At 63.8% G+C, this 14,343-nt stretch carries 18 protein-coding genes and 1 riboswitch; of the genes, 5 read left to right on the top strand and 13 right to left on the bottom strand.

The features are described 5' to 3' along the window. Window positions 1-24: 24 nt before the first annotated feature. The 7 genes from AC0L2U_RS01560 to AC0L2U_RS01530 form a co-directional block, all read right to left on the bottom strand. Window positions 25-612 carry an NAD(P)H-dependent oxidoreductase gene (locus AC0L2U_RS01560; protein WP_127810149.1) on the bottom strand — a complete coding sequence of 196 codons (588 nt, stop codon included), beginning with the start codon at window positions 610-612 and terminating at the stop codon, window positions 25-27. Continuing rightward, the gene (locus tag AC0L2U_RS01555; protein ID WP_164895588.1) at window positions 612-1,193 is read right to left on the bottom strand and encodes an NAD(P)H-dependent oxidoreductase; all 582 of its coding nucleotides are present in this window, start codon (window positions 1,191-1,193) and stop codon (window positions 612-614) included. Before AC0L2U_RS01555 ends, AC0L2U_RS01560 begins: the two co-directional genes overlap by 1 nt. 205 nt (window positions 1,194-1,398) lie before the next feature. Next, window positions 1,399-2,802, bottom strand: a complete 1,404-nt coding sequence (locus AC0L2U_RS01550) for an FAD-binding oxidoreductase (protein WP_292701659.1) — start codon at window positions 2,800-2,802, stop codon at window positions 1,399-1,401. Further along, window positions 2,802-4,103 carry a cytosine deaminase gene (locus AC0L2U_RS01545; RefSeq protein ID WP_127810146.1) on the bottom strand — a complete coding sequence of 434 codons (1,302 nt, stop codon included), beginning with the start codon at window positions 4,101-4,103 and terminating at the stop codon, window positions 2,802-2,804. Before AC0L2U_RS01545 ends, AC0L2U_RS01550 begins: the two co-directional genes overlap by 1 nt. Window positions 4,104-4,289: 186 nt before the next feature. Further along, window positions 4,290-5,141: an ABC transporter permease gene (locus AC0L2U_RS01540; RefSeq protein ID WP_292701662.1), complete on the bottom strand. Its 852-nt coding sequence runs from the start codon at window positions 5,139-5,141 to the stop codon at window positions 4,290-4,292. Beyond that, window positions 5,128-5,955, bottom strand: a complete 828-nt coding sequence (locus AC0L2U_RS01535; protein ID WP_292680102.1) for an ABC transporter ATP-binding protein — start codon at window positions 5,953-5,955, stop codon at window positions 5,128-5,130. The genes AC0L2U_RS01540 and AC0L2U_RS01535 overlap by 14 nt, the downstream gene beginning before the upstream one ends. A 12-nt stretch (window positions 5,956-5,967) precedes the next feature. Continuing rightward, on the bottom strand, window positions 5,968-6,972 hold the full coding sequence (locus AC0L2U_RS01530; protein ID WP_127272561.1) for an ABC transporter substrate-binding protein: 1,005 nt from the start codon (window positions 6,970-6,972) through the stop codon (window positions 5,968-5,970). 265 nt (window positions 6,973-7,237) lie between these two features. Here AC0L2U_RS01530 and AC0L2U_RS01525 point away from each other — a divergent pair, with 265 nt between their 5' ends. The 4 genes from AC0L2U_RS01525 (at window position 7,238) to AC0L2U_RS01510 (ending at window position 9,196) form a co-directional block, all read left to right on the top strand. Further along, window positions 7,238-7,621, top strand: coding sequence for a RidA family protein (locus AC0L2U_RS01525; protein WP_127271694.1), 384 nt, complete (start codon window positions 7,238-7,240; stop codon window positions 7,619-7,621). A 54-nt stretch (window positions 7,622-7,675) separates the two neighbouring features. Beyond that, complete coding sequence (locus AC0L2U_RS01520; protein ID WP_127331442.1) at window positions 7,676-8,479, top strand: creatininase family protein; 804 nt, start codon at window positions 7,676-7,678, stop codon at window positions 8,477-8,479. Between the two features lie 166 nt (window positions 8,480-8,645). Next, window positions 8,646-8,900 carry a type II toxin-antitoxin system ParD family antitoxin gene (locus AC0L2U_RS01515; RefSeq protein ID WP_127271993.1) on the top strand — a complete coding sequence of 85 codons (255 nt, stop codon included), beginning with the start codon at window positions 8,646-8,648 and terminating at the stop codon, window positions 8,898-8,900. Beyond that, entirely contained in the window at window positions 8,900-9,196 is a 297-nt protein-coding gene (locus tag AC0L2U_RS01510) for a type II toxin-antitoxin system RelE/ParE family toxin (RefSeq protein ID WP_127397583.1), read from the top strand. Before AC0L2U_RS01515 ends, AC0L2U_RS01510 begins: the two co-directional genes overlap by 1 nt. Window positions 9,197-9,218: 22 nt before the next feature. Here AC0L2U_RS01510 and AC0L2U_RS01505 read toward each other — a convergent pair whose 3' ends face one another. Beyond that, window positions 9,219-9,728 carry a tyrosine phosphatase family protein gene (locus AC0L2U_RS01505; RefSeq protein ID WP_127272559.1) on the bottom strand — a complete coding sequence of 170 codons (510 nt, stop codon included), beginning with the start codon at window positions 9,726-9,728 and terminating at the stop codon, window positions 9,219-9,221. Then, on the bottom strand, window positions 9,725-10,774 hold the full coding sequence (cobD, locus tag AC0L2U_RS01500; protein ID WP_292631193.1) for a threonine-phosphate decarboxylase CobD: 1,050 nt from the start codon (window positions 10,772-10,774) through the stop codon (window positions 9,725-9,727). The genes AC0L2U_RS01505 and cobD overlap by 4 nt, the downstream gene beginning before the upstream one ends. Here cobD and cbiB point away from each other — a divergent pair. After that, on the top strand, window positions 10,773-11,741 hold the full coding sequence (gene cbiB, locus AC0L2U_RS01495) for an adenosylcobinamide-phosphate synthase CbiB (protein ID WP_473601309.1): 969 nt from the start codon (window positions 10,773-10,775) through the stop codon (window positions 11,739-11,741). The two genes, cobD and cbiB, sit on opposite strands and share 2 nt — an antisense overlap. A gap of 29 nt (window positions 11,742-11,770) precedes the next feature. Here the strand turns inward: cbiB and cobO are convergent, their stop codons facing one another. The 4 genes from cobO to AC0L2U_RS01475 all read right to left on the bottom strand — a co-directional run bounded on the left by cobO (window position 11,771) and on the right by AC0L2U_RS01475 (window position 14,080). Then, window positions 11,771-12,385 (bottom strand): cob(I)yrinic acid a,c-diamide adenosyltransferase, encoded by a 615-nt coding sequence (cobO, locus tag AC0L2U_RS01490; protein ID WP_473601308.1) that lies wholly within the window; start codon window positions 12,383-12,385, stop codon window positions 11,771-11,773. Window position 12,386: 1 nt separating this feature from the next. Next, complete coding sequence (gene cobU / locus AC0L2U_RS01485; protein WP_352584434.1) at window positions 12,387-12,833, bottom strand: bifunctional adenosylcobinamide kinase/adenosylcobinamide-phosphate guanylyltransferase; 447 nt, start codon at window positions 12,831-12,833, stop codon at window positions 12,387-12,389. A gap of 260 nt (window positions 12,834-13,093) precedes the next feature. Further along, window positions 13,094-13,885 (bottom strand): CbtA family protein, encoded by a 792-nt coding sequence (locus AC0L2U_RS01480; RefSeq protein WP_128364076.1) that lies wholly within the window; start codon window positions 13,883-13,885, stop codon window positions 13,094-13,096. Window positions 13,886-13,900: 15 nt separating this feature from the next. Next, complete coding sequence (locus AC0L2U_RS01475) at window positions 13,901-14,080, bottom strand: CbtB domain-containing protein (protein WP_127322049.1); 180 nt, start codon at window positions 14,078-14,080, stop codon at window positions 13,901-13,903. A 36-nt stretch (window positions 14,081-14,116) separates the two neighbouring features. Then, window positions 14,117-14,311, bottom strand: a riboswitch (cobalamin riboswitch). Window positions 14,312-14,343 lie beyond the last annotated feature (32 nt).

Here is a 14,343-nt window from a genome sequence, read left to right as displayed (position 1 = left end):
AACGGGGAGAAGGACGCTAATTCCCTAAAACCGCTCCAACTTCGCCCGCACCTTCGCCAGAAACGCCGCCCGCGTTGCCGGCGTCGAGGCATCCATCAAATAGTGCGCCAGGAAAAACGTCCGGCAGCGCGTCGCGCACAGCGCCCGCATGCCGCGCAGCAGGGTCTTGCGTCCCGGCTGGCCGACGACGACGCTCCACCAGGTCGGCGCGCCGCAGGTTGTGATGACGCCGACCTTGGTCACATGCGTCATCAGCGACTTGATCCGCCCCTTGCCGGCCGGCAGCTTGAAGGCGACGTCCGTCGCCCACACCCGGTCGAGCCAGCCCTTCAACATCGCCGGCAGTCCGTACCACCATGTCGGATAGACGAACAGGATCGCCTCGGCCCAGTTGAGCAGTTCGAAATGCGGCTTCAGTGCCGGGTCCTGCGGCGACTGGTCGTTGTAGGAGCGCCGCTCGTCGCAGCCCATCACCGGATCGAATTTCTCGGCGTAGAGGTCGAGCAGCCGCACCTCCCAGCCTCGTCGCATCAGCACGTCGATGGCAGTGTCGCGAATTGCTGCACAGAAGCTGTCCGGCACCGGATGGCAGTAGACCACCAGCGCACGCATCAGAAGGCGTCCATGCTGGCCGCGACCTTGGTCGTGAAAGCCTTGCGCGTTTGGTCGGTAGACAGGTTCATCGCGTAGTGCGCGAGGTAGCTCACAGGCGCGCCCGGTTTTACGGTGGCGCGCAGCATGCGCTTGATCAGCTTGCGTGGCGGATCGCCCATCAGCATGGCGCGGAACCGGCTGCCGCCATAGGTGGTCACCGCGGCAACCTTGCGTATGTTGTGCAGCGACGGCTGCGCCTTGCCGTCGACCAATTTGAACGACACGCCGGGCAGGAAGACGCGATCGAAAAAGCCTTTCAGGATCGCTGGAAAGCCGTAGTTCCAGACCGGATAGGAAAGCACCAGCGCATCGGCGCGCAGCAGGCGTTCGACATAAGGCGCGGCAGCGTCAGCGGCGCCGCGCTGGTTATGATAGTTCAGCCGTTCATCGCGCGTCATCCGCGGATCGAACGCTTCGGCATAGAGATCGCAGTCGTCCACCGCATGGCCCGCCGCTGTCAGCCGCTCTACGATCATGCGGTGCAGGCCGGCATTGAAGCTGGTCTCGACCGGATGGGCGTAAAGGACGAGGATGTTCATCGGAGGACATCCTGCAGGTCAGCGCGAGGCACCCCCCTCTGCCCTGCCGGGCATCTCCCCCTCAAGGGGGGAGATTGGCGGTTTCCGCGTTGCTGCCTATCTGCGACGTTGATAGTTAGCGAAAGCAGCGCGGCAATCTGATCTCCCCCCTTGAGGGGGAGATGGCCGGCAGGCCAGAGGGGGGTGCAGCGCCACACGCTGGTCATCAGCTTGCCCTCTGCAGCCCCTTGAAAAGGAATGTCCGGCCCGAACGATAATCATAGTCCGGGTTCTCCCAGGCGATCATCTTGCCGGGGTTGAGGAGCCCTTGCGGATCGGTCTCGCGCTTGAAAGCGAGCTGCACCGCGTCGGTCTGCTTCATGCCGCCCTCTTCCAGCGTGTAGCGATGCGGGTTGAAGATCGGGCAGCCATTCTCCTCATGCAGACGCACGATCTCGTCGAGCCGTGCTTCGGTGGTGAACTTGACCAGCGGCAGGCCGAAGCAGGTGATGTTGCCGTCCAGCCGTACGAATTCCAGATGCGAAAAAACCTCGCCGGGAAACATCGCATCCATCTTCTCGACCAGCGCCAGCTGGTTGGGAAAGGGGTAGAGCGACTGCAGATAGGTGATCGAAGGGTCGACGCGCAGCGCTCTCAGCGTGGTGTGGTTCCAGGCCAATTCATAGGCCGGCGGCAGGCCCTTTTTCTCGTCCGGCGTCGCCGTGGCCGCATTGTAGATCACCTCGCCACCGGCACGGCGGGTGAAGGCCAGGAAAGCGTCCAGCCCGTGCCGCGCCACCATGACGACGCAAATGCTTTGCCCCTGTTTCAGGAACTTTTGATGCCGCTTGAAATAGAGTTGCGGCACGGGTGCGGCTATCGGCGTGATCAGCTTGGTCAGGATACCGTCCTGGCAGGCCAGCGCATTGCCATACCGGGCGACATCCATGAAAGCGTCGAAGCCGACGATGAAATCGATCCATTCATAGGCCGCGGTCAGCGGCATCTCGACCTCCGATATGATGCCGTTGGTGCCATAGGCGTGGGTGACCTTGTGCAGATCCTCGCCGGTGAGTTCGAGCGCTTTCGGTTCGGCCTCCATGGTCACCACACGCAGGCGCAGCACATTGCCGAAATCGCGCAGGCCGCCGAAATTGATCGAACCGACGCCGCCCGAACCGCCGGCGATGAAGCCGCCGATCGAAGCGGTGTTGTAGGTGGACGGCGACAGCCGCAGTTCCTGCCCGGAATGCGCCCGCGTTGCCTTGTCGATATCGGCCAGGATGGCCCCCGGTCCGCTCACAACGCGACCTGGCGCGATCGACTTGATCTCGTTCATCTCGGCAAGGTTGAGCACGACCCCGCCGGAGAGCGGCATCGCCTGGCCGTAATTGCCGGTGCCGCTGCCGCGCGGCGTCACCGGCACGCCATGGCGGTGACAGGCGGCAAGCACGCGGATCAGTTCGGCCTCGTTCCTTGGCGTCACGATCAGATCGCCGGTGACATGGTCCAGTTGCTGCTTCAGCACCGGGCTGTACCAGTAGAAGTCACGGCTCTTCTGCTGGACGATGGCCGGGTTGTCGTCGACCTTGAGCCCGTCAAGATCGCGTTTGAGCGCCGAAACGTCCATTATCCCACCATCAGTTCGTCGAGTTCGGCATAGTCGGGCAATTGCCGGTCGATCGCCTTGCCGCCGCGCACCACGATGCGATCCGATTCGGGTCGCGAGAGCAATTCCGTCCAGCTTCGGCCTTTGAACACGATGAAATCGGCATCGCCGCCGGCGGCAAGCGTGCCGAAGCCATCAAGCCGCATCACCTTGGCCGGCGTCGCGGTGACCGCTTGCGGCCAGTCGGCGACCGGATGGTCCAAATGCAGGATGCGCGTCGCCATGCGGTAGACCTCCAGCATGTCGAGATCGCCATAGGCGTAGAAGGGATCACGCGTGTTGTCGGAAGCGACTGCCACCGGAATGCCCCTCGCCTTCATCTCGTGCAGCAGCGTCACACCGCGCCAGCGCGGCGTGGTTTGGTCGCCGCGCCGGTCCTGCAGATAGAGATTGCACATCGGCAGCGAGACGACGGCGAGCCCGGCCTTCGCCACTTTGTCCAGCGTATCGAGCACATCGAGGTCCGGCTGGCGCGCGAGCGAGCAGCAATGGCCGACGAGGATGTTGCCTTCGAAACCGCTCCAGAGAGCGGCTTCGGCGATCTTCTTCAGCGATATGGCGGAGATATCGTCGGTCTCGTCGGCATGGAAATCGAGATCGAGGCCATGCTTGATGGCTTGCGCGAAGACATGGTCGAGCAGTTCTTCGAGGTCCGGCACCATATAGGTGACGACACCGAGCACGCCCTTCGCCGCGGCAACCCTCTTTGCCAGCCTGTCGAACCACTTTTTGTCACGCACGCCTTCGATGCCGAGCAAACAGGCGCCCTGCAATTCGATACGGCCGCGCCATTCCTCGCGCATCGTCTCGAACACTGGCCAGGAGATTTCCTCCTGCGGCGCGACGCTGTCGATGTGGGTGCGCAGCGCCCTGGTGCCATGCGCGTAGGCGCAGCGCAGTGAAAAATCCATCCGCCGTGCCAAATCCTCGGCCCTCCAGCGTGCCACGCGATCGGCACCGGCGGCATTCAACGCGCCCAAGAACGTGCCGTCAGGATTGGGCTTTCGCGGCCAGATATGGCCCTTGTCGATATGCGTGTGGCAGTCGACGAAGCATGGCAGGATTATACGGCCGGCGAGGTCGATCGCATCGGCAGGCGCTTTCGATCGGTCATGCGCTGCAATGCTGGAGACCTTGCCGTCGGCGACGGCAATGTCGGCCAGCGCGAAACCGTTATTATCGTAAGTTGCAGTAAGGCCCGACGTCAGTGATTGATGAACACGGACGTTAGCGAGCTGATAAGAGCCGGAGGCTGGTATCAAGGCCTGCCCCCCTCTGTCCTGCCGGACCTCTCCCCCTCAAGGGGGAAGATTGGCAGCGTCCGCGCCGGCTCTTTTTTTTCAACGTTGGAGATTGGCGAAGGTCGTGACAACAGCCAATCTTCCCCCTTGAGGGGGAGATGTCCGGCAGGACAGAGGGGGGGGCTTCGCGCCAACCTTTCAGTCATCCTAGCGCTCCTGCTTCAGTGCGCTTTCGTGCCAGCGTCGCAAAATGAGATGCGAAATCAGCGACAGCACGAGGAAGATCAAAATGCCGGTCAGCGAGATCAGGAACAGCGCCGCGAACAGCCGCGGCGCGTTGAGCCGGTAGCCGGCCTCGATGATGCGCGAGGCGAGGCCGGACGACTGGCCGGTGGTGCCGGCGACGAACTCGGCCACCACGGCGCCGATCAGCGACAGGCCTCCGGCGATCTTCAGCCCGCCGAGGAAATAGGGCATCGCCGCCGGTAGCCTGAGATAGCGCAGTTGCTGCCAGCGCGTCGCGCCGTTGAGCTTGAACATGTCGCGCAGATTGCGGTCGACGGAGTTGAGGCCAAGCGTGGTGTTGGACAGGATCGGAAAGAAGGCGACGATCCAGGCGCACAGCAGAAGCTTGGTCGTCTGGTCGTTCACATAGATGTTGATCAGCGGAAAGATCGCCACGATCGGCGTCACCTGCAGCACGATGGCGAAGGGGAAGAACGACATCTCCACCCATTTCGATTGCGCAAACAGCACCGCCAGCCCGACCCCGCCGATGACGGCCAGAGCCAGGCTGAGGAACGTGATGCGCAAGGTGACCAGCAGCGAGGAAAACAGCAGGCCGGCATCGCTATAGAGCGTCCACAGCACCACGCCCGGGCGCGGCAGGATGTACTGCGGAATCTCGTTCCAGACGCAGATGCGATCCCACAGCCAGATCGCCAGGATCATGATCGCCAGCGGCAGCACCCATCGGCCGATCCGCTCGAACCGCGCCTGGCGCACGCGGCGCGCCTCCTCGGGGTCGAGTTCGAGCGCCCGCTCGTCAATGGCCGTCATGATGCGCGCCTGCTGTTGAATTGATGGCCTTGACCAGCACATCGGAAGCCTGACGGCACAGTGCCGCATAGTCGGGCGAGGTGCGAAACGCCTCATCGCGCGGATAGGAGGCCTCGATGGCAAGTTCGTCGAACACCCGGCCCGGCCGCGCCGCCATGACAACGACGCGGTTGGACAGGAACACGCTTTCAAAGACGCTGTGGGTGACGAAGACGACGGTGAAGCGTTCGTCCTGCCACAGTTCCAGGAGATCATTGTTGAGCTTGAAGCGGGTGATCTCGTCGAGTGCCGCGAACGGTTCGTCCATCAGCAGCACGCGCGGTTTGGTCACCATCGCGCGTGCGATCGAGACGCGCATCTTCATGCCGCCGGACAGTTCGCGCGGCACCGCGTCTTCGAAACCGGTCAGGTGAACCCGCGCCAGCATTTCCGTCACCGCAGGTGCCGCCTTGGCACGGGAAATACCTTTCAGCCGCAGCGGCAGCCAGACATTGTCGAAAATATTGGCCCAGGGCAGCAGCGTCGGCTCCTGAAAGACAAAGCCGATCTTTGAGCGGTCAGCTGAGCCGCCGCCGCGCCAGTCGAGCACGCCGGAGGTCGGCGTCGACAGGCCGGCGATCAGCCGCAATGCAGTCGACTTGCCGCACCCCGACGGCCCCAGCAGGCTGAGGAAATCGCCTTCCCGGATGGTCAGGTCGACATCGTTGAGCGCCGTCACGCCGTTGGAGAAAACCTTGCCGACGCCACGCAGCGCCAGAAGCGTCGGGGCCGCACCCGATGCAGCCGGCGCTTGCGCCACCTTTTCCCTTATCATACCGGGGCCGGCCTATTTCTTCAGCTCGAGCCCGACGCCTTTGTTGATGAAGGTCAGCGTGTAGGCCTTCTTGATGTCGATGCCGGCTGGCGTGACCTTGGCCTTGACCATCTTGTCGTAGAAATTCTTGATCCGCTCGTCGGTCATGGCGCCGATGCCGAGCTTTTCGGTGTCGCCGGAATCGGCAAGGCCGAACTTCTTCATCTGCTCGATCGAGAACGCGATCTGCTCGTCGCTCATATCGGGATTGTCTTTCTTGATCATGTCGTTGGCGGCCTTGTTGTCGCCGTACAGATATTTGTACCAGCCCTTGGCCGAGCCATCGACGAAGCACTGGACCACCTCCGGCTTCTTGTCGATCGTATCCTGCATCACCTCGATCGTCGTCGAATAGGTGTCCCAGCCATAGTCGGCGAGCAGGAACTGGTTCGGCACGAAGCCGCCTTCCTTCTTGACCGCGAACGGCTCCGAGGTGACGTAGCCCTGCTGGATCGACTTCTTGTTGGCGAGGAAGGGAGCGGTGTTGTAGGTGTAGGGCGCGCGCTTGGAAGCGTCGAAGCCGAGTTCGATGACCATCCACTGGAAGAAGGTCTGCACGCCCTCGTCGCCCAATATGTACTGGTCGGCGTTCTTCAGGTCCTCCCATTTGTCGAGCCCTTCGCCGGGGTGGGACATGATGACCTGCGGGTCCTTCTGGAAGTCCGCCGCCACCACGCGCATCGGAATGCCTTGCTGGACGGCATCGAAAGCCGACAGCAGATTGCCGCCCATGTAGAAATCGATCTTGCCGGCCAGCAGCAGCGGTCGGCCGCTGACCTGCGGACCGCCCTGCATGATGGTGACGTCGAGGCCGCAGGCGGCGTAGGTGCCGTCCGCCACGGACTGATAATATCCACCATGCTCCGGCTGGGCCAACCAGTTGGTGCCGAAGGTGACTTTCTCATTCGCAGCAGCACCCAGCGTACTGGCTGCAAGCAGGGCCACCGCCGCCACCGAGATCTTCTGTTTTCCGTACATCCACACCACCCTCTGTTTGCTCCGGCGCGCCACGCGCCAGGCTCGACACCAAAGATTCAAGAAGCAAGACACATGCCACCGGCGTCTGGCGCCGGGACCGCCGGCTTGAAAGACGTTGCCATGCCAAGCGCGGACGGGTCATGCTGTACGAAAGGCATCGTGCCTATTTTTTGAACGGCTGTCCACAATCGCCCGGGCAACATGCACCGCCATCTTGAAGGTGTAATGGGTCCGGCTTTAGGCTGGCGGCACCCAGGAGATTGCCATGTTCAGATTCCTCACCCCGAAGTCGATCAAGCCGCCCTTTGCCCGCTACAGCCACGGGGTCGAGGTACCGCCTGGAAAGCGGCTGGTGCTGTGCTCGGGTCAGGTTGCTATAACCGCGGACGACCAGATTCCCGAAGAGGCCGGCGCACAGGCCGAACTCTGCTTCCGCAACATCGAAGCGATCCTCGGCGAAGCCGGGCTGGGCCTACGCGACATCATCCGTATCAACGCCTATGTCACCGACCGCGCGCATCTGCGGCCCTATATGGATGTCCGCGACCGGCTGTTTTCCAGCCCCGCGCCGGCCTCGACGCTGATGATCGTCTCCGGCTTTGCCCGACCCGAATTCAAAGTCGAGGTCGAGGCTATCGCGGCCGGGTGATCGACAGACAACCTCCGCCGCGCTAGGTCTGGCCGTTCATCGAAGAGGCATGACATGACTGTTGCGAAGAAACGCGTGTGGTGGGGCGACTACCGGACCACCGAATACGCCTCGATGGATCCGGAGGCGACGATCGCCGTGCTGCCGGTGGCGGCGATCGAGCAGCATGGCCCGCATCTGCCTGTCTCGACCGACACTTCGATCATGAACGGCATGCTCGACACGGTCATCGCCCGCCTGCCCGACGATCTCGACGTCCGCATCCTGCCGGTCCAGGCGGTAGGCAAATCGAACGAACATTTGCATGCGCCGGGCACCCTCACACTGCCGGCAACCACGCTGATCGAAGCCTGGACCGAGCTTGGCCTGTCGATCGCGCGCGCCGGTGTGCGCAAGCTGATCGTGGTCAATTCGCATGGCGGCAACGAGGAGATCATGGGCATCGTCACGCGCGAATTGCGCGTGCGCGAAAAGATGCTGGCGGTAAAGACCAGCTGGCAACGGTTCGGCCGCCCGGCCGGCATGTACACCGAACTGGAGGACCGCCACGGCATCCATGGCGGCGATGTCGAGACCTCGCTGATGCTGCATTTCCGGCCGGACCTCGTCGACATGGCCAAGGCCGACAATTTCGTTTCCAATGTCGCCAAAGCCGAAAACGAATTTTCGCTCCTGCGCCACACCGGCACCCACGCCTTTGCCTGGATCGCTGGCGATCTCAACCCGAATGGCGTCGTCGGCGATGCCAGCATCGCGACGGCGGAGAAGGGCCGGCTGACGGCAGAATATCAGGCCGACGGGTTCATCAGCCTGCTGCGGGATGTGCGCAAGGCGAAGCTCGCGGACTGGTTGACGTAGCCTCCAAACCAGTGGTCTGGCATCGAAAGGCAAGCGCTGTCCTCTTGAACAAACCAGGCGACGGAGGGCGGATCTGACAATCGCGCTTTTGGACAAGAGATCCGCACAAGAGATTTTGACAAACTTTGCCAAAACGGACCATACTGGACGAGATATGGAGGCCAGTATGGCAACGATGAACGTATCATTGCCCGACCCGATGAAAGATTGGGTGGAGGCGCAAACCGAAACGGGCCGTTACGCCAACGCGAGCGACTATGTGCGCGATTTGATCCGTCGGGATCAGGAGCGCAATGACAAGATTGCCGCCATGCAGCGCTTTGTCGATGATGGCTTGAAGAGTGGCATCGGCAATCGATCCAGGGACGCGCTTTTCACGGAGGCGGTTAAACGCGCTGAAAAGCCATCCGGCAATGGGTAGTGGGATTTCGCCTTTCTTTAGCTGCGGAAGAGGACATCGTCAGTATTGCCGAGCAAGGGGTGCGCCTGTTCGGCGCTGTGCAGGCCAGACAGTATCATGACGAGTTGTTCACGATCTTTGACCTGATCGCTGCCAGTCCCCGAATAGCGCGGGAGCGGCTTGAATTGGCGCCACCGATGCGTATCCATCCCTTCAAAGCCCATCTTGTCGTCTACCGGATCGAAGCCGACGACGACGTGTTCATTGTCCGGATACGGTACGGGCATGAAGATTGGGCGAATGAAGGCACCCGATAATCGAACAACGACATGGGGGCAGCTAGCTGTCGATCCTCAGCGCGAAGGGCGTGCCTTCAAAGGCATCCGCACCGCGGCCGATCGATTCGATCGCCTCGATCATGCGGCCGTTGCGATCAAGCAGCGCATCGGCCACCGCGATCAGTCGCGGATTGGGTGTTGCCGAGGGCGACAGCGCCCGCAGCGTCCGCGCCAATTCGGCCTCGTCGCGTTTCGGCGCCAATGCGGCCGCGATGATATAGGCCGAAGCCGTCGAGCGGCTGATGCCGGCATAGCAATGCACGAGCATCGGCCTTGCACGGTCCCAGCGGCGCGCGAAATCGAGCAGGTTGCGGACATGCTCCTCGCCCGGCATGGTCATGCCGTCCTGCGCCGCCGCGATGTCATGCATGACCAGATGCAGATGATTTTCTTTCGATATCGAGGCCGGCCGGACCACCGCCGTTCCGGCGGCAAGCAGCGACAGCATGCGGTCGGCGCCGCTCCTGGCCACCGTTTCCTCGATCTTTGCCAGCGAGCAGACATGGATCATTGTTTCGAACCCTTCGATTGATGCTCGCGCCGCGACGCCCATTCGGCAAGAACGGTCTCGAGCCGCTGCCATTCCTCCTCACTCCCCGGCAGGCCGGCGCGCAGAACGTCAGGCCGATCGGCAAAATGGCGAAGCAGAATGCCGCGCCCGCCGAGCGTGGCAAACAAATCGGCAGCATGCGGCAGGCGAAGAAAACGGAACAGCGTGGTGCCACCCATAACGGGAATACCGAAGCGGCCGAACAGCGCATCGAGCCGCGCCGATTCATCAGCCAGCGCCGTCCGCATCGCGTCCTGCCAGCCGATATCGGCAAGCGCGCGAATGCCGTATTCCAGCGCCGGGCCGGCGACGGCCCATGGCCCGAATTGTGTTTCCAGCCGTTCGACCGTCACAGCATCGGAAAGCGCAAAACCGAGCCGCAGGCCGGCCAGACCAAAGAACTTGCCGAACGAGCGCAGCACGACGACGCCGCCCTGGCCGACATCGCCGCAGAGGCTATGCTCGCGCGGCCCAACATCCATGAACGCCTCGTCGACAACCAGCAGCCCGCCCTTGGCGCGCAATCCGGCAGCCAGAGCCAGCAACCGGTCGCGCGCGATGACACGTCCATCCGGATTGTTCGGATTGACGATGATGGCAAGGTCGGCGTCGGCCAGGTCAGCGAAATCGCCGACCTCCGCCACCTGGTGCCCGGCGATCACTGCTGCGCGGGCATGTTCGGCGTAGGTCGGACCCAGCACCAGCGCCCTTCCGGGGGTAATCAGCGAGGCGACGCGCGGCAACAGGATCTGCGTGCCCGGTGCCGCCACGATGTTGGCTGGCGACGGCGCCCCATAGGCACTGGCAGCGATCTCTGTCAGCTCACGCGTGCGCGCGGCTTCCGGCAACCGCGACAGCGAGGTGGCGGGCAGGTCGAAAAGCGGGTAGGAGTGCGGATTGATACCGGTCGAGAGGTCGACGAATGGCAGCAGGGCGTTGGGGAAAAGCGCCCTCGCGCGGCCAAGACTTCCACCATGGTCCACAACCGCCCCATTAAGAAGCTTCATGTCAGTCCTGATCGCTTTCCTGTCATTGGCCGTCGAATTCGCCCTCGGTTACCCCGACTGGCTGTTTCGCGCCATCGGCCATCCGGTGACGTGGTTCGGCAGGCTGATATCCTTTCTCGACCGCAGGCTCAACCGCGCCACTGATCCCGACGCGCTGCGTCGCAAGCGTGGTGTCCAGGCGCTGCTGGTCATCGTGCTGGTGCCGGCGATAATTGGCCTGGGCGTGCAGATCCTGTTCTGGTTCGTTCCCATGGGCCTGGTCATCACTGCCCTTCTGGCAACGTCGCTTCTGTCGCAGAAGAGCCTCTATGAGCATGTCGAGGCTGTGGCGGACGCGCTCGACACCGGTGGCCTCGCTCTGGCCCGCCTTGCCGTTTCGCGAATCGTCGGCCGCGACCCTGAAACGCTCGACAGGGCCGGCGTCTGCCGCGCCGCGATCGAGAGCCTGGCTGAGAATTTCTCCGACGGCATCGTCGCCCCCGCCTTCTGGACCGGCGTCGGCGGCCTGGCCGGCGGCGCCGCCTACAAGGCCGCCAACACCGCCGATTCGATGATCGGCCACCGCACCCCGCGCCACGAGGCCTTCGGCTGGGCGGCGGCGCGCTTCGACGACTGGATCAATCTGCCGGCGTCGCGGCTGACGGCGCTGCTGATCGTGCTGGCGGCGTTCTTCGTCAAAGGCGGTGATGCGAAAAATGCCTGGCATGCGGTGTGGCGCGACGCGAAAAAACACCGCTCACCCAATGCCGGCTGGCCGGAAGCGGCGATGGCCGGTGCGCTCGGCCTGGCGCTCGCCGGGCCGCGCAGCTACGGCGGCGTGCTCGTGGACGACGTCTTCATGGGCGAAGGTGGGCGGCGCGAGGCCGACAGCGTCGACATAAGGCGAGCGCTGAAACTCTATCGCGTCGCCGACTATCTGCTGATCGCGCTGTTTGGGTTGGTCGCGGTCATGGTCATCGTGGCGTGATCTACTTCACCCTGGAGGGTAAGAAACGCTCAGAACTCGATCCCCTGCTGCGCTTTCACGCCTGCGGAAAAATGGTGCTTGGTCACGCCCATTTCGGTGACGAGGTCGGCGGCCTCAACCAGCGCCGGCTTGGCGTTGCGGCCGGTGACCACGACATGCAGGCCCTCACGCCGCGCCTTCAACGCCACAACCACTTTGTCCAGGTCGAGATAATCGTAGCGCAGCGCAATGTTCAGTTCGTCGAGCACCAGCAGGCTGATCGACGGATCGGCCATCAGTTCGAGCACCTTGGCCCAGGCGGCTTCGGCGGCGGTGATGTCGCGCTTCAGGTCCTGCGTTTCCCAGGTGAACCCCTCGCCCATCGCGTGCCAGACGACGCGGTCGCCGAAGGCGGCGAAGGCGTCCTTCTCGCCGGTGTGCCACTTGCCCTTGATGAACTGGACGACGCCGACGCGCTTGCCGTAGCCGAGCATCCGCAGCGCCAGGCCGAAGGCAGCCGTGGTCTTGCCCTTGCCGGGACCGGTGTTGACGATCAGCAATCCCTTCTCGACCGTCTTGCTCGCCACCTCGGCATCCTGCACCGCCTTGCGCTTGGCCATCTTGGCGCGGTGGCGTTCTTCGTCCTTATCGTCGATGTCGGTCATGTCATTTCACCTTGAGCGGCAGCCCCGCCACCATCAGCAGCACCATGTCGGCGACGGCGGCGACCTGCTGGTTGAGCCGGCCGGCGGCATCGCGAAACCGGCGCGCCAGTGCATTGTCCGGCACGATACCTTGGCCGACTTCATTGGATACCACGAACCATGGCCCGCGCGGCCGCGACAGCACCTCCGCCAATCGCCGGCATTCCAGCTCGAAATCGTGTTCAGCCAGCATGTGGTTGGTCAGCCACAGCGTCAGGCAGTCGACAAGCACCGGCCGATCCTCCGGCAAGGCGGCAAGCGTACCGGCGAGATCGAGCGGTGCGTCGATGGTCGTCCAGCCTTCGCCGCGCCGCGATCGGTGCAACGCGATGCGTTCATGCATCTCGTCATCATAGGCTTGCGCCGTGGCGACATAGATCCAGGGAGGCGGCAAGGCGGTCGCCAAAATTTCGGCGTGGGGGGGGGGGGGGGGGGGGGGGGGGGGGCGGGGGGGGGGGGGGGGGGGGGGGGGGGGGGGGAGGGGAGGGGGGCGAGGGGGGGGGGGGGGGGGGGCCGCCCCGCGGGGGCCGCCCCCCCCCCCCCCCGCCCCCCCGGCCCCCCCCCCCCGCCCTCCCCCCCCCCCCCCCCCCCCCCCCCCCCCCCGCCGGGGGCCGCCGCCCCCCCCCCCCCCCCCCCCCACCGCCGATGAGGAAGGTCAGTGTCTTGCGATCAGGCAAAGCTGTCGCGCAGGCTGGTCGCGGTGCCGGTGAAGCGGCCACGCACCACACCGACGACCGCGCCGAGCACCAGCCAGAACACCAGATTGGTCACGGTCACCGCCACCACGAACTGGTGATGCAGCCCTTCCGGAATCGCCGTCTCGTAACTGCCGGGCTGCGGCGCACCGACAATATGCGGCGCGACGATCAGCAGGACGGCAAGGATCGCCAGCGGCAGCGACTTGCGGAACGCGATCAGGCCGAGACCGGCGGCGGTTGCCGCCACCGTTGCCCACCACCAGATCTGCCGCTGGGTGAGATCGGCGGCCGGCATGGCCGGCAGTTCCGGCGGCAGGCCGAGGCCAGGCGCCAGCGTGAACACGGCGAAGCCGGCCAGGCCCCAGAACACGCCCTGGCGCCAGCCACCGATGCCGCCGGCGAATTCGGAGACCGCGACCAGGATCAAGGCGAAGCCGATGCCGGTGACAATGTTGGCAAGCACGCTGAAGGCGAAACGCTCGAAACCCTCTGCCGGCGCCCAGCCTTCGTCTGCCGGAGCGGCTTCCGCCGCCGGGGCAGCAGAGCTCATGGCATCTCCCGCCGGTGCAGTTGTGCTCATGGCATTGCTATCCGTTGCGGCCGGAGCGGCATGGTCATGGTGATGCCCGCCGCCCGCCTGTTCGTAGACTTCCGCCTTCAGGATCAGCGGCACGGTGGCGTAGGCCTGCAGGCAGGCGAGGACGACGCCGGCCACGAGCCCTGCGATCGCCGCGATGAACACGACGTTGCGAAACAGGTTCATGATGTCAGCCCCTCGTCAGTGGCAGGGAAACGCCATCGAATGGCGATAGTCGTGAGCCGCATTGTGGACCGCATCGATATGCGAGAAGCCGACAAAGCCCATCACGAAAATGCCGAGCAACGCGGCAAGCGCGAGCTGCATGAGGCGCGACTGCGAGGAGACGGAGGCGCCGAGGGAGACGGAAGCGGTAGTCATGTCTTGTCCTTTCGCCCTCCACCCGAGGGCATCGAAGTCAGTTTCCTGTCGCCGGCAGGTCTCCTGGCTCACGGATCAGCGTCCTTCCCCACCTTCCCGAAGAAAATCTTCAGTGGCATATGGAGAGGACTACCGCACACAGTTGCGGGGGCAGCCACGGCATTGGGCAAAATTCGCCCTCACCGCATTCCCTCTTGGCTCCAAAATGGAACCGGCGACACCGGTGACTATAGGCAGAATCCTTGCTTCCGGCAAACCAAATT

Source organism: Mesorhizobium sp. WSM4808, from assembly GCF_055811675.1.
The sequence above is the reverse complement of the archived record's forward strand: the minus strand, read 5'-3'. Positions and strand labels throughout refer to the sequence as shown.

Excerpts from the sequence above, each read along its gene's own strand:
- AC0L2U_RS01560 (WP_127810149.1), bottom strand. The coding sequence starts at position 612 with ATGCGTGCGCTGGTGGTCTACTGCCATCCGGTGCCGGACAGCTTCTGT.
- AC0L2U_RS01555 (WP_164895588.1), bottom strand. The coding sequence starts at position 1,193 with ATGAACATCCTCGTCCTTTACGCCCATCCGGTCGAGACCAGCTTCAAT.
- AC0L2U_RS01550 (WP_292701659.1), bottom strand. The coding sequence starts at position 2,802 with ATGGACGTTTCGGCGCTCAAACGCGATCTTGACGGGCTCAAGGTCGAC.
- AC0L2U_RS01540 (WP_292701662.1), bottom strand. The coding sequence starts at position 5,141 with ATGACGGCCATTGACGAGCGGGCGCTCGAACTCGACCCCGAGGAGGCG.
- AC0L2U_RS01535 (WP_292680102.1), bottom strand. The coding sequence starts at position 5,955 with ATGATAAGGGAAAAGGTGGCGCAAGCGCCGGCTGCATCGGGTGCGGCC.
- AC0L2U_RS01530 (WP_127272561.1), bottom strand. The coding sequence starts at position 6,972 with ATGTACGGAAAACAGAAGATCTCGGTGGCGGCGGTGGCCCTGCTTGCA.
- AC0L2U_RS01525 (WP_127271694.1), top strand. The coding sequence starts at position 7,238 with ATGTTCAGATTCCTCACCCCGAAGTCGATCAAGCCGCCCTTTGCCCGC.
- AC0L2U_RS01520 (WP_127331442.1), top strand. The coding sequence starts at position 7,676 with ATGACTGTTGCGAAGAAACGCGTGTGGTGGGGCGACTACCGGACCACC.
- AC0L2U_RS01515 (WP_127271993.1), top strand. The coding sequence starts at position 8,646 with ATGGCAACGATGAACGTATCATTGCCCGACCCGATGAAAGATTGGGTG.
- AC0L2U_RS01505 (WP_127272559.1), bottom strand. The coding sequence starts at position 9,728 with ATGATCCATGTCTGCTCGCTGGCAAAGATCGAGGAAACGGTGGCCAGG.
- cbiB (WP_473601309.1), top strand. The coding sequence starts at position 10,773 with ATGTCAGTCCTGATCGCTTTCCTGTCATTGGCCGTCGAATTCGCCCTC.
- cobD (WP_292631193.1), bottom strand. The coding sequence starts at position 10,774 with ATGAAGCTTCTTAATGGGGCGGTTGTGGACCATGGTGGAAGTCTTGGC.
- cobO (WP_473601308.1), bottom strand. The coding sequence starts at position 12,385 with ATGACCGACATCGACGATAAGGACGAAGAACGCCACCGCGCCAAGATG.
- AC0L2U_RS01480 (WP_128364076.1), bottom strand. The coding sequence starts at position 13,885 with ATGAACCTGTTTCGCAACGTCGTGTTCATCGCGGCGATCGCAGGGCTC.
- AC0L2U_RS01475 (WP_127322049.1), bottom strand. The coding sequence starts at position 14,080 with ATGACTACCGCTTCCGTCTCCCTCGGCGCCTCCGTCTCCTCGCAGTCG.